The organism is Methylobacterium terricola (assembly GCF_006151805.1).
Taxonomy (GTDB): Bacteria; Pseudomonadota; Alphaproteobacteria; order Rhizobiales; family Beijerinckiaceae; genus Methylobacterium; species Methylobacterium terricola.
Map to the genome: position 1 here is coordinate 354,412 of NZ_VDDA01000003.1, position 26,553 is coordinate 380,964.

Annotated in this window: 24 protein-coding genes; 19 read left to right on the forward strand and 5 right to left on the reverse strand. The window is 71.2% G+C overall.

Translation table 11 applies throughout. The annotated features are described in order from the left end of the window. Window positions 1-2: 2 nt before the first annotated feature. The 3 genes from FF100_RS09010 to FF100_RS09020 form a co-directional block, all read right to left on the reverse strand. Window positions 3-1,505, reverse strand: coding sequence for a sensor histidine kinase (locus FF100_RS09010; protein WP_246101980.1), 1,503 nt, complete (start codon window positions 1,503-1,505; stop codon window positions 3-5). Next, entirely contained in the window at window positions 1,502-2,179 is a 678-nt protein-coding gene (locus FF100_RS09015; RefSeq protein WP_109970532.1) for a response regulator transcription factor, read from the reverse strand. Before FF100_RS09015 ends, FF100_RS09010 begins: the two co-directional genes overlap by 4 nt. An 85-nt stretch (window positions 2,180-2,264) precedes the next feature. Then, entirely contained in the window at window positions 2,265-2,642 is a 378-nt protein-coding gene (locus tag FF100_RS09020; RefSeq protein WP_139035270.1) for a PepSY domain-containing protein, read from the reverse strand. 221 nt (window positions 2,643-2,863) lie between these two features. On the opposite strand from FF100_RS09020, the gene FF100_RS09025 reads away from it, so the two are divergent. From FF100_RS09025 to FF100_RS09065, 9 genes are all read left to right on the forward strand, one after another. Then, window positions 2,864-3,265, forward strand: a complete 402-nt coding sequence (locus FF100_RS09025) for a hypothetical protein (RefSeq protein ID WP_139035272.1) — start codon at window positions 2,864-2,866, stop codon at window positions 3,263-3,265. Between the two features lie 103 nt (window positions 3,266-3,368). Next, complete coding sequence (locus tag FF100_RS09030) at window positions 3,369-3,986, forward strand: HAD family hydrolase (protein WP_139035274.1); 618 nt, start codon at window positions 3,369-3,371, stop codon at window positions 3,984-3,986. Window positions 3,987-4,200: 214 nt separating this feature from the next. Then, window positions 4,201-5,205 carry a DUF2332 domain-containing protein gene (locus FF100_RS09035; protein ID WP_139035276.1) on the forward strand — a complete coding sequence of 335 codons (1,005 nt, stop codon included), beginning with the start codon at window positions 4,201-4,203 and terminating at the stop codon, window positions 5,203-5,205. Window positions 5,206-5,375: 170 nt separating this feature from the next. Continuing rightward, the gene (locus FF100_RS09040) at window positions 5,376-6,134 is read left to right on the forward strand and encodes a S1 family peptidase (protein WP_139035278.1); all 759 of its coding nucleotides are present in this window, start codon (window positions 5,376-5,378) and stop codon (window positions 6,132-6,134) included. Between the two features lie 122 nt (window positions 6,135-6,256). After that, window positions 6,257-7,126, forward strand: coding sequence for a S1 family peptidase (locus FF100_RS09045; protein ID WP_139035280.1), 870 nt, complete (start codon window positions 6,257-6,259; stop codon window positions 7,124-7,126). A 93-nt stretch (window positions 7,127-7,219) separates the two neighbouring features. Continuing rightward, window positions 7,220-7,609 (forward strand): DoxX family protein, encoded by a 390-nt coding sequence (locus FF100_RS09050; protein ID WP_139035282.1) that lies wholly within the window; start codon window positions 7,220-7,222, stop codon window positions 7,607-7,609. Window positions 7,610-7,712: 103 nt separating this feature from the next. Continuing rightward, the gene (locus tag FF100_RS09055) at window positions 7,713-8,711 is read left to right on the forward strand and encodes a sensor histidine kinase (protein ID WP_139035284.1); all 999 of its coding nucleotides are present in this window, start codon (window positions 7,713-7,715) and stop codon (window positions 8,709-8,711) included. Between the two features lie 159 nt (window positions 8,712-8,870). After that, on the forward strand, window positions 8,871-9,299 hold the full coding sequence (locus tag FF100_RS09060; protein WP_139035286.1) for a SufE family protein: 429 nt from the start codon (window positions 8,871-8,873) through the stop codon (window positions 9,297-9,299). 112 nt (window positions 9,300-9,411) lie between these two features. Next, complete coding sequence (locus tag FF100_RS09065; protein WP_139035287.1) at window positions 9,412-11,556, forward strand: S9 family peptidase; 2,145 nt, start codon at window positions 9,412-9,414, stop codon at window positions 11,554-11,556. A 212-nt stretch (window positions 11,557-11,768) separates the two neighbouring features. Here the strand turns inward: FF100_RS09065 and FF100_RS09070 are convergent, their stop codons facing one another. Continuing rightward, window positions 11,769-12,431 (reverse strand): HdeD family acid-resistance protein, encoded by a 663-nt coding sequence (locus tag FF100_RS09070; protein WP_139035289.1) that lies wholly within the window; start codon window positions 12,429-12,431, stop codon window positions 11,769-11,771. Between the two features lie 237 nt (window positions 12,432-12,668). On the opposite strand from FF100_RS09070, the gene FF100_RS09075 reads away from it, so the two are divergent. From FF100_RS09075 to FF100_RS09085, 3 genes are all read left to right on the forward strand, one after another. Beyond that, window positions 12,669-13,919: an HlyD family secretion protein gene (locus tag FF100_RS09075; protein ID WP_139035291.1), complete on the forward strand. Its 1,251-nt coding sequence runs from the start codon at window positions 12,669-12,671 to the stop codon at window positions 13,917-13,919. A 10-nt stretch (window positions 13,920-13,929) separates the two neighbouring features. Beyond that, entirely contained in the window at window positions 13,930-15,525 is a 1,596-nt protein-coding gene (locus tag FF100_RS09080; protein WP_425463296.1) for a DHA2 family efflux MFS transporter permease subunit, read from the forward strand. Window positions 15,526-15,756: 231 nt separating this feature from the next. Beyond that, window positions 15,757-16,704: a cation diffusion facilitator family transporter gene (locus tag FF100_RS09085; protein WP_139035293.1), complete on the forward strand. Its 948-nt coding sequence runs from the start codon at window positions 15,757-15,759 to the stop codon at window positions 16,702-16,704. A gap of 118 nt (window positions 16,705-16,822) precedes the next feature. Here FF100_RS09085 and FF100_RS37765 read toward each other — a convergent pair whose 3' ends face one another. Then, the gene (locus FF100_RS37765; RefSeq protein ID WP_246101981.1) at window positions 16,823-18,058 is read right to left on the reverse strand and encodes a transglycosylase SLT domain-containing protein; all 1,236 of its coding nucleotides are present in this window, start codon (window positions 18,056-18,058) and stop codon (window positions 16,823-16,825) included. A gap of 363 nt (window positions 18,059-18,421) precedes the next feature. Between FF100_RS37765 and FF100_RS09095 the strand changes: the two genes are divergently transcribed. From FF100_RS09095 to FF100_RS09125, 7 genes are all read left to right on the forward strand, one after another. Then, entirely contained in the window at window positions 18,422-19,612 is a 1,191-nt protein-coding gene (locus tag FF100_RS09095; protein WP_139035295.1) for an inositol-3-phosphate synthase, read from the forward strand. A gap of 2 nt (window positions 19,613-19,614) precedes the next feature. Continuing rightward, on the forward strand, window positions 19,615-20,556 hold the full coding sequence (locus FF100_RS09100; RefSeq protein WP_139035297.1) for an HD domain-containing protein: 942 nt from the start codon (window positions 19,615-19,617) through the stop codon (window positions 20,554-20,556). A 127-nt stretch (window positions 20,557-20,683) separates the two neighbouring features. Next, a complete protein-coding gene (locus tag FF100_RS09105) occupies window positions 20,684-21,856 on the forward strand; it encodes a class I SAM-dependent methyltransferase (RefSeq protein WP_139035299.1) in 1,173 nt (390 codons plus the stop codon). Next, window positions 21,856-22,911 (forward strand): Gfo/Idh/MocA family protein, encoded by a 1,056-nt coding sequence (locus FF100_RS09110; RefSeq protein WP_139035301.1) that lies wholly within the window; start codon window positions 21,856-21,858, stop codon window positions 22,909-22,911. Before FF100_RS09105 ends, FF100_RS09110 begins: the two co-directional genes overlap by 1 nt. Before the next feature lie 24 nt (window positions 22,912-22,935). Then, complete coding sequence (locus FF100_RS09115) at window positions 22,936-24,492, forward strand: YcaO-like family protein (RefSeq protein WP_246101982.1); 1,557 nt, start codon at window positions 22,936-22,938, stop codon at window positions 24,490-24,492. Next, the gene (locus tag FF100_RS09120) at window positions 24,489-25,313 is read left to right on the forward strand and encodes a sugar phosphate isomerase/epimerase family protein (RefSeq protein ID WP_139035305.1); all 825 of its coding nucleotides are present in this window, start codon (window positions 24,489-24,491) and stop codon (window positions 25,311-25,313) included. The genes FF100_RS09115 and FF100_RS09120 overlap by 4 nt, the downstream gene beginning before the upstream one ends. Beyond that, window positions 25,310-26,545, forward strand: coding sequence for a glycosyltransferase family 4 protein (locus FF100_RS09125; RefSeq protein ID WP_139035307.1), 1,236 nt, complete (start codon window positions 25,310-25,312; stop codon window positions 26,543-26,545). Before FF100_RS09120 ends, FF100_RS09125 begins: the two co-directional genes overlap by 4 nt. The last annotated feature ends 8 nt before the right edge of the window (window positions 26,546-26,553 follow it).

Here is a 26,553-nt window from a genome sequence, read left to right on the forward strand (position 1 = left end):
CGTCAGGCCTGCGCCGCCGGGCTCGCATCCCCCGGTACCTCGATCACTGCCCTTAAGCCGCCGAGGGTGGCCGCGTCGAGGCGCAGGCGTCCGCGATACAGGGCGGCGAGGTCGGAGACGATGGAGAGGCCGAGGCCCGAACCGGGCTTGGTCTCGTCGAGGCGCCGGCCGCGGGCCAGCACGGCGACCCGGGCCTCCGGCGGCAGGCCGGGCCCGTCATCCTCCACCGTGACGATGAGGTGCGGGTACTCGCCCTGGCCGATCACCTCGGCGCGGATCGAGACGCGGCTGTGGGCCCATTTGGCGGCGTTGTCGACGAGGTTGCCGATCATCTCCTCGAAATCCTGCCGCTCGCCGCGGAAGCGCAGGCCCGGCGTGACGCTGGTCTCGAAGGCCAGGTCCTTGTCGTAGAAGATCTTGCCGAAGGTGCGCACCAACGCTGCCACCACCGGCTCGACGTCGGTGAAGGTGCCGAGCGCGCCGGCGAGCGCCGCGGCGCGGGCGCGGTCGAGGTGGTAGTTCACCTGGTCGCGCATCACCGCGGCCTGCTCGCGCACCTTCACGGCGAGCTCGCTGTTGGCGTCCCCCGCCGAGGCCTCGTTGACGATGATGCTCAACGGGGTCTTCAGCGCGTGGGCGAGGTTGCCGACCTGGGTGCGGGCCCGCTCCAGGATCTCCCGGTTGGTCTCGAGGAGCAGGTTCACCTCCCCGGCAAGCGGCGCGATGTCGCGCGGATACTCGCCCGAGATGCGGTCGGCCTCGCCGCGGCGGATGGCGCCGAGGGCCGCCCGCAGCTTGATCAGCGGTGCCAGGCCGAAGCGGATCTGCAGGAGCGTGGTGAGGCCGAGGGACAGGCCGAGCAGCGCGAAGGTGGTGGTGAGCGCCAGGGTGAAGCGGCGCATGTCGGCGTCGATCTCGTCGGAGGGCCCGGCGACGCGGACGATGTAGCGGCCCTCCTCGCCGAGATCGACGGTGCGCTCGATGATGCGCAACGGCCGGTCGTCCTGCGCCTTGCCGTAGCCCTTGCGCAACTGCCCGGCGCCGGCCTCGCCGACCGCGTCGTCCGGGGGCTGGAGCGGCACGCCGACCAGCGAGCGCGAGGTGCGCAGGTCCCGCGGCCGGGCATTCGGCCGGCCGACCTGCCAGTACCAGCCCGACAGGGGCAGGTCGAAGCGCGGGTCGCCGAGCGCCCCGAAGTTGCGCGCCTCGGAATCGGAGGGCGAGACGAGGTTGGTGGCGAGATCGTTGGCGTAGACGAGGAGCCGGCTGTCGAAGGCCCGCTCGGTGGTCTCGCGGTACAGGGTCGAGAGGATCAGGCCGGCGATCAGCAGGATCAGGGCGCTGGAGATCAGCGCCGAGACCGCGAGGCGCACCGCGATCGAGCGCTTGCGCCACGGTCGCCAGCCGGGCCAGCGGCGTGGGGAGGCCGGGGCGACCCCGCCGGCGAGCCCGGTCTCGGCGGCCGGCACCGGCGCGTCGGCCGCCGCCCGGCCGGGGCCGGTCACGGCTGCTTTCCGCCGGCGCCCGCGTCGATCAGGTAGCCGAGGCCGCGCACGGTCTGGATCAGGTCGACCGCGAGCTTCTTGCGCAGGCGCCCGACGAAGACCTCGATGGTGTTCGAGTCGCGGTCGAAATCCTGGTCGTAGAGGTGCTCGGTCAGTTCGGCCCGGGAGACGACCCGGCCGGTATGGTGCATCAGGTAGGAGAGCAGCCGGTACTCGTGCGAGGTGAGCTTGACCGGGCTGCCGTCGACGAAGACGCGGCCGGAGCGGGTGTCGAGCACCACCGGGCCGGCGCTGATCTGGCTCGTCGCGTGGCCGGCGGTGCGGCGCAGGAGCGCGCGGACCCGGGCCAGCAGCTCCTCCATGTGGAACGGCTTCGTCACGTAGTCGTCGGCGCCGGCGTCGAAGCCGTTGACCTTGTCGCTCCAGCGGTCGCGGGCGGTGAGGATGATGACCGGCGTCTTCACCTGCGCCCGGCGCCAGCCCGACAGCACCGACACGCCGTCGGCCTTCGGCAGGCCCATGTCGAGGATGATGCAGTCATAGGGCTCGGTCTCGCCGAGGAACGCGCCCTCCTCGCCGTCGAACGCCTTGTCGACGGCGTAGCCCGCCTCCTCCAGGGCGCTCACGACCTGGCGGTTGAGATCCCGGTCATCCTCGACCACGAGCAGACGCACGACCCGAACCCCTTCATCACCGACCCTGGACCGGTCACCCGAGTCCCCGCATCATCCAAGTCTTCGTATCACCCAAGTGTTCTTGTCACCATTGACCGGCGACCTGTCCCGACCGGGCATCCACCATCACGTGCACGAACTGGCCGTCCTTGCGCAAGGCCGTCAGCATGTAGACGAGCGCCTCGTCCCGGCGGCAGAGATTGGCCCGCACGATGTCGGCCCGCGGCACGGCGGCCCGCGCCGCGCGGATCGCCGCCACCGGCTCGACCACCCGCTTCTCCGCCACCGCCTCGCGCAGGTCGCCGGGGGAGAGGCAGGTCTGGGTGGTCTCTGCGGCCCTGACCGGATGAGGCGTCACCGCCCCGGTGGCGGTCTCGTCCCGCTCCTCCGCGGCCGCGAGCCAGCCCGAAGCGCCGGCGAGGCCGACCAGGGCGGGGAGCAGGAGGAGAACGAGATGACGCATGCCGGGGACCATCGTCGCCGGGCACTGAATGCACCCTGAATGCGAAAGTGCCGGGTTTTTGGGGGCCGATCCGGTCACATCCTCGTGTGCCGTCGGGGCCGCGCCACCCTCGATCGTGGCGCGCACGCCGCGGATGAACCGATCCGGCCCCGGCTCCGTTATGGTTAAGGCTGCGTTCACCGCGCCGTCCGACCCTGCCGGCCGCCACCAGGGAGAGGCTTGTGCGCCCCGTCGCGATCCCGTTCCTCGCCGCCTTGTGCCTCGCCGGTCCTGCTTCCGCGCGGGACGCGACGCCGGAGCCAGTCTCTCTCGCCGCCGCGACGGGCGCTCCCCTGCTGCTGCGCATCCGCCCGCGCGACGAGCCGCCGGAGGATGGCCCGGGCACCGCCTCGGCCGACGCGGCGCGCGAGGCGGAGGCGGCGCGCCTCGCCGCCGCCGCGCGGGCTGCCGCGGCCCGGGAGGCGTTCGAGGCCCGGATCACCGCCCGGGCCAACCGGGCGATCGCCTCGGTCTGCACCGGCTGCCTCGGCCCGGTGCCGCCCTCGGTGGCGCTGGCGCCACCGGACGCCGCGGCCGCGCCGCCGCGGCTGGTTCCGGCTTCGGTCGCGATGACGGAGCCCTGATCGGCGAGCTTGACAGGTGTTGCGAGACCGCGCCCGATACCGTCGGCGAGGTCGGGTGAGCTGCCCTTCCTCACGGTCGCCGGTGCGTGGGGAGCCTGTGAGCATGGTCGACGACATCGAGCTCGTCCTGTTCGACCTCGACAACGTGCTCTACCATTACGACCGTCGCCTGCGCGTCGAACACCTGTCGGGGATCACCGGCATTCCTGCCGACACCATCCACGCCGCGATCTGGGACAGCGGCCTCGAGTGGCTGGGGGATAGCGGGGCCCTTGCGCCGCAGGACTATCTTCGGGCCTTCGGAGACCGGATCGGATATCCGATCAGCCTGACGGAGTGGCTGGACGCGCGCCGCGCCTCGGTCGCGCCGGACGATCGGATGCTCGCATTGGTCGAGCGGCTGCGCGCTTCGAAGGCCGTCGCGATCCTAACGAACAACTCGGAGTTGCTGACCGCGCATATCGACGTCGTCTGCCCGGAGCTCCGTCCTCTGTTCGGGGCGCATATCTATGCATCGGCGTCGTTTCGCGCGGCAAAGCCGGACGTGACCTGCTTCCACCGCTGTCTGGCAGGCCTCGGTGCGAGGCCGTCGGCGGTGCTGTTCGTGGACGATCTCGCCGAGAACGTCGCGGGCGCGCGGGCGGCGGGACTTCAGGCCCATCATTTCACGTCGGCCGACGGGTTGAGGCGGGACCTCGAGGCGCGGGGCATGACTGTGTAGGGTGGCCGGACTCGACCCGGAGCACTCCTTGCAAGGTTCACGTGGGGCCGATCCGCCGTCGAATGCGCTGCAACGGCAAAGACCGGGATCGCACCCAGCCGACTTGACCTTGGGGGGCGCTGAGGGCCGGGGCGGGCCTTCGGCATCGGAGAGTGGTTGCCGTCATGCCCGCCATCGTCACAATCCTGGCGTTCCTCAAGACAACGGGCCCTTCATGTCTCCGGCCAGCCCCGTCCCAGGCAGCCTATCCGAACGGTACACGAGGTTTGCGGACAACGAGGCACGGGGGCGTTCGCCGCTCTACGAGGCCCTGGCCCGGGGCACTGCGCAGGACGCGGAGGTCATCGGCTTCCTGTCGGCGCTCCCACCCGCGAAGCAGCAACCCAATCTGTTATTTGCCGCCGTGCGCTCCCTGGAGGGCGTCCCCGAGGATTTCAGCGACTTCAAGCGCCGCCTGCTCGGCAATGCCGAGGAGATACGCTCTCTCATGCTGTCGCGCTCGACACAGACAAACGAACCTGCGCGCTGCGCGCTGCTCCTGCCGATCCTGGCACAGCTGCCGCAGCCGCTCGCCCTGATCGAAGTCGGCGCCTCGGCTGGCCTGTGCCTGCTGCCGGACTTCTACGGCTACGACTTCGGCACCGGTATCATCCGGCCCGAGGTTGGAGACGGCACCTTCCCGGTATTTCGCTGCGCTGCGAGTCCCGAAACACCTATTCCGACGCGGATGCCGCGGATCGCGTGGCGAGCCGGGCTGGATCTCAATCCATTGGACGCTGCCGATTCGGAGCAATCGTCCTGGCTCGAGACGCTGGTCTGGCCAGAACGGACGGAGCGGCTGGACGGCCTTCGTGGTGCGTTGCGCGTGGCGGCCGCCCGGAAGCCCCGCGTGGTCGCAGGGAGTTTGACCAGCGGGGCCATGGCTGCGCTGTGCCGGGAAGCGCCCGCCGATGCAACGCTGGTCGTGTTTCATACGGCGGTGCTGGCCTACGTCTCGGATCACGACGAGCGGCGAGCCTTCGCGGACACGGTGACGCCTCTCTGCTCATACTGGATCTGCAACGAATCTCCGCGCGTCATGCCTGATCTCTCGACGGGGATCGACCAGCCGGGATCTCCTGGACGGTTTCTCATGTCGGTGAATCGGAATCCTGTCGCCTGGACTGAACCGCACGGCGCGGCCATCGAATGGATCGCGCCGGAGGCGACGAGGCCGTAAACCGAGCGCCCGGCTGGGGCGGCAGCGGACGGTGACTTCGGGGTGTCGACCAACGCCGGACGATCGTCGGGCCGCGCAGATCCACCGGGCATCGCGGCTCGTCGCCCTGGACCTCCCGCGCCGGATCGGGCAGGGCAGGGGCATTCCGGCCCCGCTTCCCCGAGAGCGACGTGATCCGCCCCGCCATCCCTCTCCTCGCCGCCCTCCTCGCCCTCGCCACCCCCGCGCGGGCGGTCGTCGGCGGGTCCGAGGCGCCCGATGCGGCGCTCGCCCGCTCCAGCGTGATGGTGCTGTCGTCCCGCGGCGGGGTCTGCACCGGCATCGTGCTCGCCCGCGACGTGGTGCTCACCGCCGCCCATTGCGCCGCCCCCGGAGCCGAGCACCGGGTGCATTACCGCGACGAGGCCGGGGCGCCGGTGCTCCTCGGGGTCGCCGCCCGGGCGGTGCATCCGGGCTACGATGCCGGGGCCATCGCCGGGCGGCGGCGCTCGATCGACCTCGCGCTCCTGCGCACCGAGACGGCCCTGCCGGCCCGCTTCGTCCCGGCGGCGCTCACCGAGGCCCAGGTCGGCGCCGGCACGCCGCTGACGCTGGGCGGCTACGGCGTGGCGCGGCCGGGCGACCACCGCAGCACCGGCACCTTCCGTACCGCGACCCTGCCGCTGGTCGAGCCCTACGGCCCGAGCCGCATCCTGGTCTGGCTCAAGGGGCCCGGGATGTCGGGATCCGCGGCCTCCGGCGCCTGCGAGGGCGATTCGGGCGGGCCGATCGTCGGCGCGGCCGGTGCCGTCCTGGCGGTGACCACCTGGGCGAGCGGGGCCGGCAAGACTCCGTGCGGCGGCATCTCGCAGGGCGTGCTGGTCGGGCCGCAGCGGGCCTGGATCGCCCGCACGACCGCGGAATGGGGCGCTCCGGCGCGCTGGGAGTGAGCCGCCTTCGGTCCCGGCGCTCACGGCTTCGTTCCCGGTCCGGCGACCTACCGGTGCGGAACCGCACCCATGGCGCGAGACTTCACTTGTCGAGCGTGGCCGCACGCTTCTAGGGTGGTCTCATGCGCGTCTCCCTGTCCCGCCTCCGTTCCGCCCTGGCCGCCCTCGCGGTGGCCGCGCCCCTCGGCCTGTGGAGCGGCACCGCCGGCGCCGTGGTGCGCGGCGAGGTGACCCGCGATCCCGACGGCTTGCGCAGCTCGGTGGTGCGGATCGAGAGCACCACCGGCGAGATGTGCTCCGGCTCGCTCATCGCCCCCGACCTCGTGCTGACCGCCGCCCATTGCGTGATGCGCAAGGCCGGGTACTGGGTCGTGGTCGTCGACCGCGGCTTCCGCCAGCGCCGCCTGCAGGCGATCGCAGCGTCGATGCACCCGGATTTCGTGCCCGGAACCACGCCGGAGAACCAGCCCGGCACCGACCTCGCCATCCTGAAGCTCAGCGAGCGCCTCGGCCCCGATTTCCGCCCCCTGGACCTGCGCGACGGCGGCGAGATCCCGCAGGGCGACAGCGTGGCGATCGCCGGCTACGGCGTGGTGGCGGAGAACCGCCGCGGCAGCGCCCGGGTGCTGCGCCAGGCCCGCCTCGTCTCGCTGGGCGAATTGCAGGTCGCCAACACCGTCACGGTGGTGGCCGACCGGAACACCCTCGCCGAGACCGCCGGTGCCGGCGCCTGCCTCGGCGATTCCGGCGGGCCGATCCTGCGCGTCACCCCCGGCGGCTACCAGCTCGTCGGCGTGGTGAGCTGGTCGAGCGGCGCGGCCCAGCAGGGCCGGGTCCGCACCGCCTGCGGCGGCTTCACCGCCGTGACCCCGGTCGGGCTGCATTCCAGCTGGATCAACGCCCGCGCCGCCGAGCTCGCCCGCTTCCAGCCCGGCGAGGCGATGCCGGCGGGGGCCCGTCCGCATCCGGCGGACTGGACCGGGGGACGCTGACGTTCCGGGTGGTGGCGATCGGGCACTAACACCAAGCTTGACTGTTCTGCGGCCAAGCCGTCCAACGGGCTCCGTTCAACCCCGGAGGTCCCGATGAGCCAAGCCGTGTTCAGTGTTGCCCGCCTCCTCGTCGTGGTCCTGTTCTGCGTCTCCGGCGCCCAGAAGCTGATGAACCCGGCCGCCGTCGTGAGCACGGTGGCGGGCAAGGGCCTGCCCTACCCGCAGGTGCTGGCCTCTCTCACCATCGCGGCCGAGCTGGGCCTCGGCCTCCTGATCGCGCTGGGCTTCTACGCCCGCGCCGCGTCCGTGCTGCTCGCCGGCTTCACCCTCGCGACGATCGTCTTCTTCCACAATTTCTGGTCGATGTCGGGTGACGCCGCACGGCTGAACCAGATCCAGGCGATGAAGAACCTCTCGATCGTGGGCGGCCTCCTGATGATCGCCGCCGTCGGTCCCGGCCGCTTCGCCCTCAACCGGCGCTGAACGCGAGACTTTTTTCCTTTGACGGCCTCCGGAACGGCGCCCCTCCCGGCACGTTGACCGGCCCTGATGGGGTGTGATCGGCGACGGGGAGCAGGTAAGAATCATGGCCGCGGACACAGCATTGCCGGACGCGGCGTTCCGCAGCTTCGCCGAGGGCGCCGGGTTGATGATCTGGCGCGCCGACGCGCAGGCACGCGTGATCTACGTCAACCCGGCCTGGATGGCGTTCCGCGGCCGTGCCGCGGAGGACGAGCTGGGACACGGCTGGAAGGACGGGCTCCACCCGGACGACCGGGCCACCCACGAGGCCGCCGTGGCGGCGGCCTACGCGACGCGCGAGCCGCACAGCGGCGAGTACCGCCTGCGCCGCCACGACGGCGCCTTCCGGTGGGTCCACGGCCACGCCTATCCGCTGCACGAGGGCGAGGATTTCACGGGCTTCGCCGGCTCGTGCTTCGACATCACCGAGCGCAAGGAGGCCGAGGAGCAGGCCGCCCGGGCGCTGGCCGAGCAGGAGGCGCTGCTCGCCGAGATCTACCACCGGGTGCGCAACAACCTGCAGGTCACGGTCAGCCTGATCGGGCTCTATGGCCGCGCCGCGGCCTCCGCCTGCCGCCCGGCCTTCGACGCGCTCGGGCAAAGGGTGCGGGCGATCGCCCTGGTGCAGCAGCACCTGCACGAGGCGCCGCAGATCGCCAGCGTCGATCTCGCCGACTACCTCACGCGCCTCGCCGAGGGCCTGAGCCAGCTGCGGCGGACCGGGCGGATCGCCGTCACGGTCGAGGCCGGCCGCTCCGTGCTGCTCGAGCCACGCACCGTCAACGCGCTCGGCATGATCCTGGCCGAGATCGTCGCCGAATGCCTCGACAGCACCGGCGAGGGCACCGCCTGCGTCACCCGGGTCGAGGTGCCGGCGGGCGAGCCCGACGAGCCGGTCCGGGTGCGGATCACCTCGGGCGGCGTCGCCGGCGAGCCGGCCGCCGGCGTGCCGCGACTGGGGCCGCGCCTGATCGCGGCCTATGCCGGCCAGGCCGAGATCGCGGTCTCGGGCACCGGCACGCCGGATGCCCCCCTCGACCTGACGCTGCCGGCGAGGAGCTGAGGCGAGACGGTCGAGGAGACAGGGCCGGGGAGACAGGGTCGGGGAGACGGGGCCGGGGAGACGGGCCTAAGACGGGAGAGCGATGCCCGCGCGGTGGCGGGCGAGGCCCGCCCCGCCTATATGCCGGGTCTCATCCCCCTCACCGCGCCGTCAGGTCCCATGCTGCCGCCCATCGACGAGATCGTCTCCAACTTCGAGTTCCTGGACGATTGGGACGACCGCCACCAATACCTGATGGAGCTCGGCCGCAAGCTGCCGCCCCTGCCCGAGGAGGCCCACAACGAGGCCAACCGGGTGCGCGGCTGCGTCAGCCAGGTCTGGCTCGAGACCCAGGTCGACCGCTCCGGTCCCGAGCCCCGGCTGCACTTCCTCGGCGACAGCGACGCCCACATCACCAAGGGCGTGGTGGCGGTGCTGATCGCGTTCTTCGACGGGCGCACCGCCTCGGACGCGGCGCGGGCCGACGCTCTCGGCCTGTTCCAGACCCTCGGCCTCTCCGAGCACCTGACGGCGCAGCGCTCGAACGGCGCCCGCGCGATGATGGACCGCATCCGGGCCGATGCCGAGGGCGTGGCCAAGGCGGCATGATCGAGGCGGCGTGATCGAGGCGGCGTAACACCTCATCCGCCCTCGTCGGCCCCTTGCGGCGGCCCCTCCGGGACGGCACATCCATGCCGGACGCCACCTTCCGGGGAGCCGCATGACCCTTCGCCTGAGCCCGCCCGCCGCCGCGCCGACGGCGCCAGCCCGGCCCGTCACCGTCACGGTCCATGGCCGCGCGGTGACCGATCCCTATGCCTGGCTCAAGGCGGAGAACTGGAAGGACGTGCTGAAGGACCCCGCCGCCCTGCCGGCGGAGATCCGGACCCTGCTCGAGGCCGAGAACGCCTACTCCGAGGCCGCGCTCGCCGGCACCACGGCCGTGCGCGAGACGCTGGTCGCCGAGATGCGCGGGCGCATCCGCGAGGATGACGGCAGCGTCCCGGACCTCGACGGGCCCTTCGCCTACTACACCCGCTATCGCGAGGGCGGGCAGCACCCGCTGGTCTGCCGCCGCCCGGCCGACACGGTCGCCCCCGGCCTCGTCGGGGACCTCGCCGGCGAGGGCGAGCAGATCCTGATCGACGGCGACCGGGAAGGGGAGGGGCACGCCTTCTTCAGCCTGGAGGACGCCTCCCATTCCGACGACCACGCCCTCGTCGCCTGGAGCGCCGACACCAAGGGCTCCGAACTCTACACGATCCGGGTCCGCGACCTCGCGACGGGGCGCGATCTGGAGGACCAGGTGCTCGCCACCACCGGCGACGTGGTGTGGAGCGCCGACAGCCGTGCCTTCTGGTACGTCGCGGTCGACGAGAACCACCGCCCCGCCACCGTGATGCTGCACCGCCTCGGCACGCCGCAGAGCGACGACGCGACGGTCTACGAGGAGGACGATGCGGGCTTCTTCGTCGGCATCGGCGAGACCCAGTCCGGCACCTACCTGGTGGTGACGGCCAACGACCACGAGACCTCGGAAGTCCACCTCGCCGAGCGCGCCACGCCCTTCTCGGCCCTGCGGGTCGTGGCGCCGCGCGAGCCCAAGCTGATCTACTCGGTCGAGCACCGCGGCGACGAGCTGTTCGTGCTCACCAACGCCGACGGCGCCGAGGACTTCAAGATCGCGGTGGCGCCGGTCTCCGACCCGGCCCGGGCCAACTGGCGCGACCTGATTCCGCACCGCGCCGGGGTGATGATCCGCTTCCAGCACGTGCTCGCCCGCCATCTCGTGCGGCTGGAGCTGGAGAATGCCCGGCCGCGCCTGATCGTCCGCGATGCCGAGAGCGGCGCCGAGCACACGGTCTCCTTCGCCGAGGAGGCCTATTCCCTCGGCCTGTCGCCGGGCCACGCCTTCGACACCGACCTCGTCCGCTTCAGCTACTCCTCGATGACGACGCCGGCCGAGACCTACGACTACCACGCGACCACCCGCGACCGGACCTTGCGCAAGCGCCAGGACATCCCGAGCGGTTACGACCCGGCGGCCTACGTCACCCGGCGGCTGTTCGCGACCGCGCCGGATGGCGAGCAGGTGCCGATCTCGCTGCTGCACCGGCGCGACACGCCCCTCGACGGCACCGCGCCGCTGCTCCTCTACGGCTACGGCTCCTACGGCTCGCTGATGTCGGCGGCCTTCCGCACCAACCCGCTGTCGCTGGTCGATCGCGGTTTCGTCTACGCCATCGCGCATGTCCGCGGCGGCACCGAGAAGGGCTGGCGCTGGTACCTCGACGGCAAGCGCGAGAGGAAGCCCAACACCTTCTCGGATTTCGTCGCCTGCGCCCGCGCCCTGATCGAGGCCCGCTACACCGGGGCCGGCCGTATCGTCGCCCATGGCGGCAGCGCCGGCGGGATGCTGATGGGGGCGGTGGCGAACCTGGCGCCGGAGCTGTTCGCCGGCATCGTCGCCGACGTGCCCTTCGTCGACGTGCTCAACACCATGCTCGACGGCGAGCTGCCGCTGACCCCGCCCGAATGGCCCGAATGGGGCAACCCGGGCGCCGACATCCAGGCCTTCGAGACCATCCTGTCCTATTCGCCCTACGACAACGTCGCGGCGAAGGCCTATCCGGCGATCCTGGCGCTCGGCGGCCTCACCGACCCGCGGGTGACCTATTGGGAGCCGGCGAAGTGGGTCGCGCGCCTGCGCGCCACCATGACGGGGGGCGGGCCGGTGCTGCTGCGCACCAACATGGAGGCCGGGCATGGCGGCGCCGCGGGCCGCTTCGACCGGCTGGAGGAGGTGGCGCTGATCTACGCCTTCGCGCTGGCGGCGGTGGGGGCGGAGGTGAGCCCCCGTCCCTGAACGCGAAAACCCTCCCCCTCTGCGGGGGAGGGTGCCCTGCGAAGCAGAGCGGGAGAGGGGATGCCGCTTCCGGAGAAGACCGAGCCGTTGTGAAGGGTAACCCCTGGATCAGCGTCGCGCTGCCCCTCCCGGCGGGACTTTCGTCCCGCTGCGCTCACTCCGTTCGCTACCCTCCCCCGCAGAGGGGGGAGGGTTCAGGGGCGTCGCACCTGTCAGACCGGCCGCATCGTCCCGCCCGGCGCCGAGGTGGTGCCCACATGCCGGCTGCGCAGCCGGAAGGCCAGGACCAGCATGAACGCCCCGAAGGCGATGGCGTAGCCGCCCATCCAGTAGGTCAGCACCAGAAGCGACAGGACCGGGCTCGCGATCAGCGCCACCGCGAACAGCACCGACAGGGCGCCGCCGATCCCCAGCCACCAGCGGCCGTGATCGAGGTGGAGCTTGAAGGCGGCGGCGATCATCAGGGCGCCGGTCACCAGCGCCCAGGCGGCGATGAGATAGATGAACGCGACGAGGGTGCTGCCCGGCATCAGGAAGGCGAGCACGCCGACCAGGATGTTGAGGAGGCCGGCGGCCAGGAGGTAGCCCCAGCGCTCGTGCCGCTCCGCCGCCCGGACCGCGGCGACGATCTCGGCGATGCCGTCGACCAGCATGTAAGCCGAGAAGAAGATCACCAGCGTCAGGAGCGTGGCGCCCGGTGCGATCAGCGCCACGACGCCGAACAGGATCGCGAAGACGCCGCGCAGCGCGATCAGCCACCAGTTGCGAGCCAGCACCGCGCTCATCGCGTTGAGGCGGGCGAGCGGATCGACCGCGCTGCCGTAGGGAGAGGCGCCGCCGCGCGGCGTATTGGGGAGCGGTGAAGCTGTACTCATGCGATCATCCTCCGGGACGAGGTCCGCCAAGGTCCGGCCTGCCTCAGGTGAACGTCGGTCGAGCGCGGCCGTTCCGCCCGTGTGAGCACGTAGGACGATTCACGATCGGACTTCATCCCGGACCCCGGCCGACTTTTTTGCCGCAATGCGGAACCCGCACCTCTGCCCCTGCGTCTTCCAAGCCGAGGCGGGCGCCTTGCCCGGCCCCGATCGGGGCCGTCGCGTGGAATTCACGACATGCTGGACGATCAGTCGCGGGCGGAGGCCCCGGTGGGACGGGACGCGCCGGCGCCCGTCGTGACGCGAACGGATGCGGCGCGCGACGAGAACACCCGCGCTCTCCGGGAGAATACCCGCGCCCTTCGCGAGCACGAGCCGCAGGACGAGGCCGCGGGCAAGCAGGCCGATGCGGACGGGAAGACGTCCGACGACCAGGGCGACGAGGGCAAGCAGAAGAAGCCGAGCCTGATCCGGCGCCACCCGCTCTGGTTCGTCCTCGGCGCGGTCGCGCTCCTCCTCGTGGCGGCCGGCGGCTACTGGTACTGGTTGACCTACGTCCATCCCTACGAGAGCACCGACGACGCCTTCGTCGATGCGCGGCAATTCGCGGTCGCCCCCAAGGTGTCGGGCTACGTCACCGCCGTGCCGGTGACCGACAACCAGCACGTCGAGGCCGGCGCCGTGCTGTTCCAGATCGACAAGCGCGACTACGAGGTGGCGCTTCAGCAGGCGAGGGCGCAGATCCAGTCGGCCGTGGCGCAGATCCAGGGTTTCGACGCCCAGATCCGGGCGCAAGCCGGCAGCATCCAGGAAGCCCAGGCCCAGGTCGAGCAGGCCAAGGCGGCGCTTCAATTCGCCAAGCAGGACGCGGCCCGCTACCAGGACCTCGCCCAGCGCGGCGCCGGCTCTGTGCAGCAATCGCAGCAATCGACCTCGAACCTGCAGCAGCAGCAGGCGAATGTCGACCGCGCCAACGCCGCCGTGACGGTGGCCCAGCGCCAGATCGGCTCGCTCCAGGCGCAGAAGGCCGGCGCCGAGGCGAGCCTCGCCCAGGCCCGGGCGCAGGAGGCGCAGGCCAACCTCAACCTCGGCTACACGACCGTCACGACGGCGCAAGCCGGCCGGGTGGTGCGCCTCACCGGCGCGGTCGGGCAGTTCGCGCAGGCCGGGCAGGCGCTCAGCATGTTCGTGCCCGACGACATCTGGGTCACGGCGAACTTCAAGGAGACCCAGATCACCGACATGCGCCCGGGCCAGCCGGTCGACGTCGAGATCGACGCCTATCCGGACCACAAGATCACCGGCAAGGTCGCCTCGGTCCAGCCGGGCTCCGGCACCGCCTTCAGCCTGCTGCCGGCCGAGAACGCCACCGGCAACTACGTCAAGGTGGTGCAGCGCATCCCGGTGAAGATCACGGTCGAGAACTGGCCGAAGGACGTGTCGATCGGCCCCGGCATGTCGGTCGTGCCGACGGTGCGGGTCCGCTGAGGGGGCTGCCGTGAGCGGTCAGAGCCCCGCCGACAGCGCCGCCGGCGACCACAATCCCTGGATCATCGCCATGGTGGTGGCGATCGCCACCTTCATGGAGGTGCTCGACACCACCATCGCCAACGTGGCCCTGCGCTACATCGCGGGCGGCCTCGCGGTCGGTCCCGACGAGGCGGCCTGGGTGGTGACGAGCTACCTCGTCGCCAACGCGATCGTGCTCACCGCCTCGAGCTTCCTCGCCAAGCGCTACGGGCGAAAAGCCTTCTTCATGGCGGCGATCGCGCTGTTCACCGTTTCCTCGATCCTCTGCGGCTTCGCCTGGAGCCTCGAATCGCTGCTGTTCTTCCGGGTGCTGCAGGGGCTCGGCGGCGGCGGGATGGCGCCGCTGGCGCAGTCGATCCTGGCCGATTCCTTCCCGCCGGAGAAGCGCGGCCAGGCCTTCGCCCTCTACGGCGTCGCCATCGTGGTCGCGCCGGTGGTCGGCCCGACGCTCGGCGGCTGGCTCTCCGACCAGTATTCCTGGCACTGGTGCTTCCTCATCAACGCCCCGATCGGCGCCGGCGCGCTGTTCCTGATCTGGTGGCTGGTGCAGGATCCGAAATCGGCGGTCGAGGAGAGGAAGCGCCTGCGCCGCGAGGGCGTGCGCTTCGACATCGTCGGCTTCCTCCTGGTGGCGACCTTCCTCAGCTCGCTCGAGGTCGTTCTGGACGAGGGGCAGCGCAAGGACTGGTTCGGCTCGAACCTGATCGTGGTCTTCGCCTGCCTGATGGTGGTGTCGTTCGTCGCGATGATCCCCTGGGAGCTGAACCACAAGAACCCGGTCGTCGACCTGCGGCTGCTCGGCCAGCGCCAGTTCGGCTCGTGCTTCCTGGTGATGCTGGCGACCGGCGCGATCCTGATCGCCACGACGCAGTTCCTGCCGCAACTGCTCCAGGATTATTTCGGCTACACCGCCACCTGGGCCGGCCTCGCGCTGTCTCCCGGCGGCATCGTCACCGCGTTGATGATGTTCGTGATCGGCCGCATCTCGGGTTACGTGCAGCCGAAATACCTGATCGCCACGGGCGCCACGATCATCGCCTTCGCGATGGTGGATCTGACGAATCTCTACGGCGACCTCAATTTCGGATTCTTCGTCTGGTCGCGGGTCTATATCGGCCTCGGCCTGCCGATGATCTTCCTGTCGATCACCGCCGCTTCCTACGAGGGGATCAGCAAGGACCAGACCGACCAGGCCTCGGCGCTGATCAACGTCGCCCGCAACGTCGGCGGCTCGATGGGCGTGTCGCTGGCCCAGAACATCCTGGCCTATCGCCAGCAATTCCACACCAGCCGGCTCGTCGAGCACGTCGTCCCGTCGGAGCCGGCCTACCAGGAGACCCTGCGCGCCGCGACCCAGTTCTTCTCGACCCGCGGCGCCAGCACGGTCGATGCGCAGAACCAGGCGATCGCCTGGATCGGCCAGCAGGTCCAGACCCAGTCCGCGTTCCTGGCCTATATCGACGTGTTCTGGGCGCTGGCGATCGTCTCGGCCTGTGCGGTGCCGCTGGCGATGATCCTCAAGAACGTGAAGCGCGGCGGCGAGGCGCCGGTGGGAGGGCATTGAGCGGCGCGTCTGCCCGATGGCCTTCCACCCTCGAGGTCATTCCGGGACCGCGGAGACGGAGCCCGGATTCCGGATCCGCCCAACGTTCGGGTTGGGGCGGAATGCTCTGCGCACGATCTGGAGCACCGGCGGTTCTGAAGCCTGGGCTCGGCGTACGCGACCCCGGGATGGCGCGAAGCGTTGTCGATGCGAGCGCCGGTCCGGCGCCCGGAAATCCAGGATCGTGACACCTTGGCCCCCAGCGGTTCGAAGCTCGTCGTCTACGCCGCCCTCGCCGGCAACCTCGCCATCGCCGTCACCAAGCTCGCGGCGGCGTCCTATACCGGGTCCGGGGCGATGTTCACGGAAGCCGTGCATTCCTTCGTCGATACCGGCAACCAGGGGCTGCTGCTCTACGGGATGCGCCGTGCCGCCCGGCCGGCGGACGAGAGCCACAATTTCGGGCACGGGCTCGAGCTGTATTTCTGGTCCTTCGTCGTCGCCCTGCTGATCTTCAGCCTCGGCGGCGCCTATGCAGTCTATGAGGGCGTGGAGAAGCTGCGCCATCCCGAGCCGATGACCGCGCCGTGGGTCAATGTCGGGGTCATCGCCCTGTCGGCGGTGTTCGAGGGGCTGTCGTTCCGCACGGCGCGGCGCGAGATGCGGGCCCGCTTCGCCCGCGAATCGCTCTGGACGGCGGTCACCCGCAGCAAGGATCCGAGCACCTTCGCGATCATCCTGGAGGACGGCGCGGCGCTGATCGGCCTCGGGCTCGCCCTCGTCGGCGTGGTCGCCAGCGGCTTCCTCGGCCGCCCCGAAGGCGACGGGGTCGCCTCGGTGGCGATCGGGCTCCTGCTCATCGCCACCGCCGGGGTGCTGTTTCGCGAGACCCGCAGCCTGCTCACCGGCGAGAGCGCATCGCCGCGGCTGATCGCGCAGGCGCGAGAGATCCTGACCGCCGATCCCCGGGTGGTGCGGATCGAGCGGATGCGCAGCCTGCAGCTCGGCCCCGGCACGGTCCTGCTCGCCGTCACCCTCGACCTCGCCCCGGACCTCACCGGCGACGAGCTGCGCCGCGCCGTTGCCTCCTTGCGCGCCGCGATCCGCCACGGCCTGCCGGGCGTCGCCCATCTCTATGTCCAGCTGCCGGTGCGGGAGCACGATGGCGGGCAGGTCGAAAAAGCCGTTAAAAAATCCTGAATGTGCGGGAACCGACCGGCGCATCCTTCGTTGATGCAATGTCCCAGGCATGGATCGTCCGTCCCGTGCGCTGGCCCCGTGGCCGCTTCGCTCAAAATCAGGCCATGGGGGACAGGCGTTACGGCAGCTGGCTCAGGGCCGCAGGCGGCGCCTCGTTCGGCTTGCGGGTGTCGATCTGCTCCGCGATGGCCGCGACCGGCTGGTACAGGTCGAGGCGCTGGTCGATCATGCCGTCGAGACGGTCATAGACCTCGGCGACCGTCAGGCTGCGTGTCTTCCGGCCCTCGCGACGAAAAAACAGCGAGCGATTCGCCTTCGCGGCCGCCCGGAACGACTCTTGGGCCGGCTGGTGCGGCTTCTCGGCCGTCAGCTCCATGAACTTGCCGGCGCTCGCGGCACCCAGGAAATGGGCGAAGTAGCACTCGGTCGGCTTCAGGTCGCGCCCGAGGCGCTGCTCGACGCGGGTGCGGTCGCGCTTCATCATCTCGCCGGCCATCAGGCTCGCCACGTAGGGGTCGCGGCGGAGTGCCAGCACCCGGCGACGGTCGGCTTCCTTTAGCACCACCAGGGTGCCGCCGCGCTTCTCGATCAGCTCGGCCTCGGCCGCGAAGCCGTGCTTGGCGCCGAAGCTGCGGACCAGTTCGAGCCAGGTGCCGGTGAGGAACTGGAACAGCCCCTCGGCCGTCGAGGTCGCGGCCCGGACGCTCGGCTGGAAGCTCGATTCCTTGTCGGCCAGCGCCATCATGTAGACAGGATCGACGTCGGTCTCGCGGGCGGCCCGGACGATGGTCTCGACCAGCGTCCGCGGCACCTTCTTGTCGCCGAACACCACCCGGCCGTCCCCGGTCTCCTCCGGCAAGGCCGCCACCTCGGGCAGGGAGATGTCGTCGGCGAGGTCGGCCTCTTGAGGCAGGGACGCCTCCCGCGGCAGCGCGACCCCGATCGAGGCGGCCTCGCCGCCCAGGATGCCGGTCTCGAAGATCCCCGCATCGGACGTCGCGCGTCCCTGCACCGTCGCCCGCATCTCCTGGCGCAGGCGCTCGAGATCGTCGCGAATCAGCGCCGCGGTGCTCGGAGTCTGCTCGACGAGCGCCGGGCCCGGCCAGTCCGCCGTCATCCCGCGGGACGCCGCAGGGAGACGGGAGGCGGAGAAATCGATCCGGTCATGGGCCTCGGCCGCCGGGGCGACCGCGTCCTGCGGCAGGCAGGCCGCGAAGGCGACGCCGACCGCGAGCGCCGCGGCGGTCTTGCGGGCGAGCGAGGCAGCCAGGGAACCGGTCCGGCCGCGCGCTCTCGAATGGTGGCCTTCGCGGGCGCTCAGCCAGCGGATGGTGTCGGTGCCCGTCTCGGGCACGAGTCGGCCAGCGTCGTCGGCGCGGGGCGCCGGCTCCGGGTAAACCCCCATCTCCAACCTTTTGTCCGTGGCGCCGGACCGGTCCAGTGGCCCCGCGCCGTTGCTTCGCTCGTCCGCACCTCTGGCTGCCGGGTGTGTCCAGAATGGGACGAGGGCGCGGCAGGCCCGGAGGCGATTTTGCGGCGCGTCTCCGGACGGGGCCTGTCAGCTCCTCCGGAAAGACCGGAAGCGCACGAAAAAATCGCGTACGCGCCGGAACCAAATACTCCCCGGGGCATTTCCAGTCGCCACGCGGAGTGAGCGAACGATTGCTCCGGCGCCCCGTCCGGGGTCCGCGGGCCTTGAAGAGGACAATCCCTACCGATGAGCATGCAGTCCGGTCGGCGCGTTGGCGTCGCTTTCGTCGGCATGGGTGGGGCTGTCGCCACCACCGCCATCGCCGGCATCGAGATGATCAAGTCCGGTTCGAATCGTCTCGACGGTCTGCCCCTTGCGGGTCACGCGGTGGCCGGGATGGTCGGGTACAAGGATCTGGTCTTCGGCGGCTGGGATCTCAACGGTGACGACCTGGGCGCCGCGGCGGCCGGGCATGGCGTCCTCACCAAGCAGGACATCGAGAACGGCGCCCAGGTGCTCAACGGCATGAAGCCGTGGCCGGCGGTCGGCAGCGCCAAGTTCTGCAAGAACATCGACGGCGGCAACCGCATCGTCGCCAAGGATCACCGCGAGGCGGTCGATTGCATCGCCGACGACCTGAAGCGGTTCCGGGAGGAATCGGGCGTCGACGACGTCGTGGTGGTGAACCTCGCCTCGACCGAGCGCTGGCCCGACCTCGACGACCCGACGCTGAACTCGGCCGCGGCCTTCGAGCGCGGCCTCGATGCGAGCGACGAGGCGATCAGCCCGGCGATGCTCTACGCCTATGCGGCGATCAAGAACGGCATCCCCTACGCCAACTTCACCCCGTCGGTCGCCGCCGACGTGCCGGCGCTCGTCGATCTCGCCAGGCAGATGAATGTCCCGGTTGCCGGCAAGGACGGCAAGACCGGCCAGACGATGATGAAGACGGTGCTGGCCCCGGCGCTCAAGTCGCGGGCGCTCCATGTCGACGGTTGGTTCTCGACCAACATCCTCGGCAACCGCGACGGCCTGGCCCTCAACGACAAGGACTCGCTCCAGTCCAAGCTCAACACCAAGGGCACGGTGCTGGATTCGATCCTCGGCTATCCGGTCGAGGATCACCTGGTCCACATCCACTATTACCGCCCGCGCGGCGACGACAAGGAAGCCTGGGACAACATCGACGTCACCGGCTTTCTTGGTCAGCGGATGCAGATCAAGGTCAACTTCCTCTGCAAGGATTCGATCCTGGCCGCCCCGCTGGTGATCGAGATCGCCCGTGTCCTGGATCTCGCCAAGAAGCGCGGCGATGGCGGCGTGCAGGAGCAGCTGTCGCTGTTCTTCAAGGCGCCGATGGTCAAGAACGGCCACAACCCCGAGCACGCCTTCGGCGCACAGGAGCGCATGCTGTTCGACTGGCTCGGCGTCCACTAGGAATGGCCGCCAGCCAGATTTCCGGCACACCCGTCGCGGCGGGCGGGGCTCACGCCCCGCTCGCCCAGCGCGACCTCCTGGTCGAGCTCAACGATATCAAGCGCGTCCGGTCCGCCGGGCGCGACGGCTCGATCGCCGAGAGGCTGTTTCTCCAGGCCTGGTCGGCCCTGACCGGCGGGGCCGACCCGGCGGTGCTCGCCCTCGACATCACCGCCAAGGCACTGGCCGCCTCCCGCCTCGGCGACCTCGACGCAGCCTTCCTCAGCGTCGCGGGCCTCTCGCCGGAACAGGCCTCGGCCGTGCTGGTGCGGAGCTTCGACGAGGTGGCGGAGCCGCTCGATCCGGCCCTGGCGGCCCGTCTGCGCGCCTGCCTCGCCGCGCCGCGGGACTGGACCCCCGGCCCGGTGCCGCACTTCGCGCTGTTGCAGGCCGATCAGCCGCGGGCCGGCGTCACCTGCCCGGGCAAGCCCCGCATCCTGCTCGAACCGCCGGAGAACCACGCCGAGCATTGCCTGACGGTGGCGGTCTACGGGGTGGCGCTCAGCCCGTTCTACGGCGCCGACCCGACCACGGTGTTCGTCGCGGGCCTCGCCCATCACCTGCACAACGCGCTCATGCCGGATGCCGGCTTCACCGGCGAGATCCTGCTCGGGGACCACCTCGACGCGGTCATCTCCACCTTGAGCGAGCGGGCCCTGTCGGAACTGGATCAGCCGCTGCGCAGTCTCGTCGCCTCGGCGCGAAGGATCCTGGCGGATGATCGCACGGCGGAGGGCCGGGCCTTCCATGCCGCCGACGTGATCGACCGGGTGCTGCAGATCGCCCAGCACCTGCGCGCAGCCTCGCTCACCATGGATACGGTGCTGGGCGAGATGGCGCTCGTGCATGACGGCCCGGTGAAGGGCTTTCACGATCGGGTGCTCGCCGACATGCGGATGCTGTAAGGCGTATCGCGGACGCCCTCGGGTGTCCGCATGTCCTTGGGGGCCCGCACGTCCTTGGGCGTTCGCATCCGCGCTCTATCTCAAGTCAGAGCCTGCCGCAGGGCGGGCACCGCGAGGAAACGCAACCGTGATCCCGTTCGGGCTCCTCTCGCCGGTGACCGGCGAGGCGCTGCACCACGACACGCCCCATTCCCTGCGCGAGGGCAAGCGCGGCCCGCGCTGGCCGGTGGTCGACGGCATCCCCTACCTGCGGGTCGGGCGCGACGACCTGAAGGCCGAGGTTCTGGGCCATCTCGACAGGGGCGCGCCGGGCCACGCTCTCGAGCTTCTCCTCGCCGACCAGGACGATTGGTGGACCGGCCCGCCGGCCGATCCCGCGACCCTACGCGACCTCGTGCGCGAGATGAAGTACGTCAACTTGCGCGAGGCCTGCGCCCGGCTCGGCTGGGGCCGGGTCGGCGACTACTTCGTCCATCGCTGGAGCGACCCGACCTACCTCGCCGGCCTCGCCCTTCTGGAGGCGCATTGGAACGCTCCGCTCTGCGCCTTCGAGCTCGCCTGCGGCATCGGCCACTACCTGCGCGAGTTGCAGGGGCGCGGCGTGCGGGTGTCGGGCGGAGACGTGGTCTTCGCCAAGCTCTGGGTCGCCCGCCACTGGGTCGCCGGGCAGCGGCCGCAACTCGTCTGCTTCGACGCGGCCTCGCCGCACTGGCCGATCGACCAGGCTCCGGTCGACCTCGTGATGTGCCACGACGCGTTCTACTTCCTGCCTGAGAAGGCCCGCATCCTCGATTGCCTGCGCAAGACCGCCGGCGAGGAGGGGTGGCTGGCCCTGAGCCACATCCACAACAGCGCCCGTCCCGGATTCTCCGCCGGCCACGCGGTCTCCGGAGCCGAGATCGAGGAGCTGTTTCCCGACGGGCTCGTCTACGACGACGACGAGCTGACCCGGGCGCTGGTCGAGGCCCGCGCGCCGGTGCCGGCGGCGCCGGCCGCCCTCGACCACGTCGAGGCCTTCTCGGTGGTCTGCGGCCCCGGCATGCGTCCGGCGCCCCGGCCCCTGGTCGACGGCCTGACCCTGCCGCGGGAGGGGGCGCATCTGCGCCTCAACCCGCTCTATCGGCCCGATCCCGCCAGCGGCTTCGCCGTCGCATGGCCGTCCGAGCGCTACCGCGACGAGTACGCGCCCCGCGCCACCTACCCGCTGCATTCCGGGGGCCCCGAGACCCTGGAGGCGACGCCAGAGACCATCGACCGGGCCCGCATCCGCGAGTTCGTCGACCTGCCGGAGCGCTGGTGATGGGAGAGCCGATCGGCTGGGGCATCGTCGGGTTCGGCTGGGTCGCCAGGGACTTCATGGCGCCGGCGATCCGGGCCGCCGGTCACCGCCTCGTGGCGGTCTGCGATCCGGGCGCCGACGCCCGGGCGGCGGCCGCCGATCTCGGCGCGCGGGCCCACGCCGACCTCGCCGGGCTCATGGCCGAGCCGGAGGTCGAGGCGGTCTACGTCGCGACGCCGAACCATCTGCATCGCGGCGCCGTCGAGGCCCTGGCCGAATCGGGCAAGGCGATCCTGTGCGAGAAGCCGATGGCGGCGGCGCTCGAAGACGCCGAGGCGATGGAGGCGGCGGTGTCCCGCACCGGGGTGCTCTACGGCACCGCCTTCGACCAGCGCCATCACCCGGCCCACCGGCTGCTGCGCGACGAGATCCGCGCCGGCCGGGTCGGCACCGTCACGGCAATCCGGATCGTCTATGCCTGCTGGCTCGACCGGGGCTGGACGGCGATTCCCGGGCAGCAGAACTGGCGCATCGACCAGGCCCAGGCCGGCGGCGGCGCGTTGATGGACCTCGCCCCCCACGGCCTCGACCTGACGGATTTCCTCCTCGACGAGCCGATCCTCGACGTCACGGCCCTGACCCAGGCCCGGGCGCAGGATTACGCCGTCGATGACGGGGCGCTGCTGATCGGCCGGACCGGGTCGGGTGTGCTGGCGAGCCTGCACGTCGCCTATAACTGCCCCGACGCGCTGCCGCGCCGCCGCCTCGAGATCGCCGGCACCAAGGGCCTGCTCGTCGCCCAGAACACCATGGGGCAGGAGGCGGGCGGGACCGTCTCCTTCATCGATGGCGCAACGGGCGGGGCCGCCTCGCTTCCCTTCGACACCGAGGCCTCGCCGTTCCTGGAGCAGGTGCGGGCCTTCGGGCGCTCGCTCCGCGACCCGGCGGGGCGCGACGCCTGGTCGGCCGGGCGCGACCTGCACACGATGCGGCTGCTCGCCCGCGCCTACGCCGCCTCGCCCGCCCACCATCCTGGGTATCGCCCCGCCCGATCCCCCGTCGCGCCGGCCGCCTGAGGCCCGCGGAGGAGCTTTTTCATCGTGGACAGACCCGCCGCCCCCCGCCCCTACGCCTACGGCCAGACGCGCGTCATCGAGGGCCTGCCGGAGCGCCTGCCCGACGCCGTCCGGGCCTATCTCGACGTGCTGCCGCCGGGCCGGATCGTCGGCTTCCCGCTCGCGCCCCTCGACCGCACCGGGGTGCCGTGCTGGTTCGTGTCGCTGTTCCTCGACGATCCGTATTTCGTCGGCGCGATGCCGAGCGGCATCGGCTACGGCGCCACGGACGACGAGGCGATCATCGGCTCGGTGGCCGAGATCGCCGAGAACCTGATGCCGAGCCTGGCGCTGATCCCGCGCAAGAAGGAGCGCGGCAGCTACCACGACCTCGTGCGGGTGTTCGGCGCGGGCTCGGTCGCCGATCCGCTCACCCTCGGCCTGCCGGCGGGCAGCCCGGTCGACCGCGACACCGTGCTCGAATGGACCGGTACGGTCCGCGCGCGGACCGGCGAGACGGTGCTGATGCCGCTCGACCTCGCGGCGACCGACTATTTCGAGCTGTCGCCGGGCTACCAGCCCTTCACCAACCTCATCACCAACGGCCTCGGCGCCGGGCCGGACGTGGAGTTCGCCCTCGGGCACGGGCTGCTCGAACTGCTCCAGCGCGACGGCAACGGCCTCCTGTTCCGCGCCCTCGACCAGGGCGTGATGCTCGACACCTCCGAGGGCTTGGGGCCGGAGACGAGGGGCATGCTCGACCGGCTGGAGGCTCTCGGCATCCGCGCGATGCCGAAATTCGCCACCGACCAGTTCGGCTTCACCAACGTCTACTGCGTCGGCTACGACGTCGACGCCTCGCGCACGCCCGCCCCGATCGCCCTCTCGGCCTGCGGCGAGGCCTGCGATCCCGATCGCGAGCGGGCCCTGCGCAAGGCGATCCTGGAATTCCAGGCGGCGCGGGTGCGCAAGGCCTTCGGCCACGGGCCGCTGGATCTCGCCCGCTCGATCACCCCGCCGGGCTATGTCGACGCCTTCATCGAGAAGGCGCTGCCGAGCCTCGATCTTGAGGAGGGCCGGGCGCTCGCCGCGATGCTCGACTGGATCGACAAGCCGGCCGAGACCCTGCGGGGCTTCCTCGGCGAGACCGTCTATTCCGAGCGCGCCACCAAGCGCTTCACCGACCTGCCGACGCAAGCGGCCCCGACCGGCCAGGACCGCGGCCGCATCGCCCGCGAGCGGCTGGAGGCCGAAGGCTTCGACGTGCTCTACGTCGATGCCTCGCCGCCGGGCGGCGGCGTCGGCATCGTCAAGGCGATCGTGCCGGGGCTCGAAGTCGAGACCATGAGCTACTACCGCATCGGCGAGCGCAACACCCGCAAGCTCATCGAGCGCGACCACCCGCTGATCCGCTTCGGGACGCCGAGCGAGAGCTTGCGCCCGGTGCGCCTGACCCCGGAGGCGCTGGAGCGCTTCGGCGGCCAGCCGCTCTTCGACGTCGGCCTGGCCGACGAGATCGTCGGCCCGCTCTACCCGCTCTACCGCGAGCCGGAATCGCACCACGCGCCGTTCCGTCTGGAGCGCCGGGGGAGGGCGGCATGAGCCTGCGCTTCGCCTACAACACCAACGGGGCGGCCAATCACCGCCTCGACGACGCGCTCGGCCTCATCGCCGATGCCGGCTACGACGGCGTCGCGCTCACCCTCGACATCCATCACCTCGACCCCTTCGCGGAGGGGTGGGCGCAGGAGGCCGAGCGGGTGCGCGGCCGGCTCTATTCCCTCGGCCTCGGTTCGGTCGTCGAGACCGGGGCCCGCTTCCTCCTCGATCCGCGGGCCAAGCACGAGCCGACCCTGGTGACCGCGGATGCGGCCGGCCGCGCCCGCCGGATCGCCTTCCTGCACCGCGCCATCGACGTCGCGGCGATCCTCGGCTCGGAGGCGGTGTCGTTCTGGGCCGGCGTGCCGAAGCCGGGCGTCGACCCCGCCGACGCGCGGGGCTGGCTGCGGGACGGCCTGGAGCAGGTCGTCGCCTACGCCGCCGAGCGCCGGGTGGTCGCAGCCCTCGAGCCCGAGCCCGGGATGCTGGTCGAGACCCTGGATGATTACGCCGGTCTCGACATCCCGGGCCTGCGTCTGGCGCTCGATACCGGCCACTGCCTGGTGACGCAGGAGCGCGAGCCCGCCGCCGCGATCAAGGAATTCGCCGACCGGCTCGGCACCGTGGCGATCGAGGACATGGCGCGCGGGGTCCACATCCATCTGCCCTTCGGCGAGGGCGACATGGACATCTCCGGGGTGCTCGACGCGCTCGACGCGATCGCCTTCGACAAGCTCGTCTGCGTCGAGCTGTCCCGCGAGAGCCACCGGGCCGACCGGATGATCCCGGAGTCGCTCCGATACCTCCGGGAGTGCCGCCGATGAGGATTTGTTTCGTCAGCCGGCGCTACTTCCCGGCGATTTCCGGCATGAGCGTCTACGCGCAGAACCTGCTGCGCGAGCTGGTCGGTGCCGGCCACGACGTCACGATGGTGAGCCAGTACCGCGGCGACGCCTTCGGCACCAAGGTCTATGGCGGCGGCCCGCCGCCGGCGGTGCCGGGCGTGCGGGTGATCGGCCTCGAACAGGTGGGCGAGCAGGAGAGCGGCGATTTCGAGCGCGACATCGCCACGATGGTCGAGACGATCGCGGCGGAGCACAAGAAGAACCCCTTCGACGTGCTGCACGCGCAGTACGGCTATCCGACCGGCTTCGCGACGCTGATCGCCTCGAAAGCCCTGGGCGTGCCGAACGTGGTCTCGATCCAGGGCGGCGACGGCCATTGGGTCGGATCGTGCTGCGAGACCCACCACCTCGCCATGGTGCGGGTGCTGGCCCACGCCAACGCGCTCCTGATCGGCGGGCGCTCCTTCGTGGCCGAGGTCTGCGACCGGCTCGGCAGCGATCCCGCGCGCTTCACCATCGTGCCGGGCGCCGTCGACACCGCGCGCTTCCGCCCGCCCGCGGGCTGGCAGCCGGGCGACGCAGCTGACCCGGTGCGGCTGTTCTATCACGGCCGGGTCGACCGCCGGAAAGGCGTGCTCGACTTCCTCGACGCGTTGAGCCTGCTGCGCCTGCGCGGCACGCCGTTTGCCGCGATCATCTCGGGCATCGGCCCCGACGTGGAGCCGGCCCGCGCCTTGGCCGCCGATCTCGGCTTCTCGGACGAGCAGGTGCGCTTCACCGGCTACGCCGCGTACGACGCGGTCCCGGGCCTCTACGCGATGGGCGACGTCTTCGTCTCGCCGACCTACGCGGAAGGGTTCTCCAACACCATCCTGGAGGCGATGGCGGCGGGGCAGGCGGTGGTCTCGACCCACTCGGTCGGCGTCTCGGACTGCCTGCGCGACGGCGAGAACGGATTGATGGTCCAGCCCGGCGACGTGACGGCCCTGGCGGACGCCCTGCACCGGGTCATCACCGACCGCCCCTTGCGTGCCCGCCTCGCGGCGTCGGCGCTCGAGGAGTGCCGCCGGGTCTATTCCTGGCAGGCGGTGGGGCGGCAGATCATGGAGGTCTACGCGGCGGTGAAGGACCAGCGGCCGGATTCAGGGTTCGACCCCGACCTGCCGCACGATCCCGGCTGCCGCTTCCGCGCCGAGCCGCACCTGTTGTGAGGGCATCT

What these genes read in the sequence shown, in the direction of transcription:
- FF100_RS09020 (WP_139035270.1), bottom strand. Translation starts at nt 2,642, where the DNA reads ATGCGTCATCTCGTTCTCCTCCTGCTCCCCGCCCTGGTCGGCCTCGCC.
- FF100_RS09030 (WP_139035274.1), top strand. Translation starts at nt 3,369, where the DNA reads ATGGTCGACGACATCGAGCTCGTCCTGTTCGACCTCGACAACGTGCTC.
- FF100_RS09035 (WP_139035276.1), top strand. Translation starts at nt 4,201, where the DNA reads ATGTCTCCGGCCAGCCCCGTCCCAGGCAGCCTATCCGAACGGTACACG.
- FF100_RS09045 (WP_139035280.1), top strand. Translation starts at nt 6,257, where the DNA reads ATGCGCGTCTCCCTGTCCCGCCTCCGTTCCGCCCTGGCCGCCCTCGCG.
- FF100_RS09050 (WP_139035282.1), top strand. Translation starts at nt 7,220, where the DNA reads ATGAGCCAAGCCGTGTTCAGTGTTGCCCGCCTCCTCGTCGTGGTCCTG.
- FF100_RS09055 (WP_139035284.1), top strand. Translation starts at nt 7,713, where the DNA reads ATGGCCGCGGACACAGCATTGCCGGACGCGGCGTTCCGCAGCTTCGCC.
- FF100_RS09060 (WP_139035286.1), top strand. Translation starts at nt 8,871, where the DNA reads ATGCTGCCGCCCATCGACGAGATCGTCTCCAACTTCGAGTTCCTGGAC.
- FF100_RS09065 (WP_139035287.1), top strand. Translation starts at nt 9,412, where the DNA reads ATGACCCTTCGCCTGAGCCCGCCCGCCGCCGCGCCGACGGCGCCAGCC.
- FF100_RS09070 (WP_139035289.1), bottom strand. Translation starts at nt 12,431, where the DNA reads ATGAGTACAGCTTCACCGCTCCCCAATACGCCGCGCGGCGGCGCCTCT.
- FF100_RS09075 (WP_139035291.1), top strand. Translation starts at nt 12,669, where the DNA reads ATGCTGGACGATCAGTCGCGGGCGGAGGCCCCGGTGGGACGGGACGCG.
- FF100_RS09095 (WP_139035295.1), top strand. Translation starts at nt 18,422, where the DNA reads ATGAGCATGCAGTCCGGTCGGCGCGTTGGCGTCGCTTTCGTCGGCATG.
- FF100_RS09100 (WP_139035297.1), top strand. Translation starts at nt 19,615, where the DNA reads ATGGCCGCCAGCCAGATTTCCGGCACACCCGTCGCGGCGGGCGGGGCT.
- FF100_RS09110 (WP_139035301.1), top strand. Translation starts at nt 21,856, where the DNA reads ATGGGAGAGCCGATCGGCTGGGGCATCGTCGGGTTCGGCTGGGTCGCC.
- FF100_RS09120 (WP_139035305.1), top strand. Translation starts at nt 24,489, where the DNA reads ATGAGCCTGCGCTTCGCCTACAACACCAACGGGGCGGCCAATCACCGC.
- FF100_RS09125 (WP_139035307.1), top strand. Translation starts at nt 25,310, where the DNA reads ATGAGGATTTGTTTCGTCAGCCGGCGCTACTTCCCGGCGATTTCCGGC.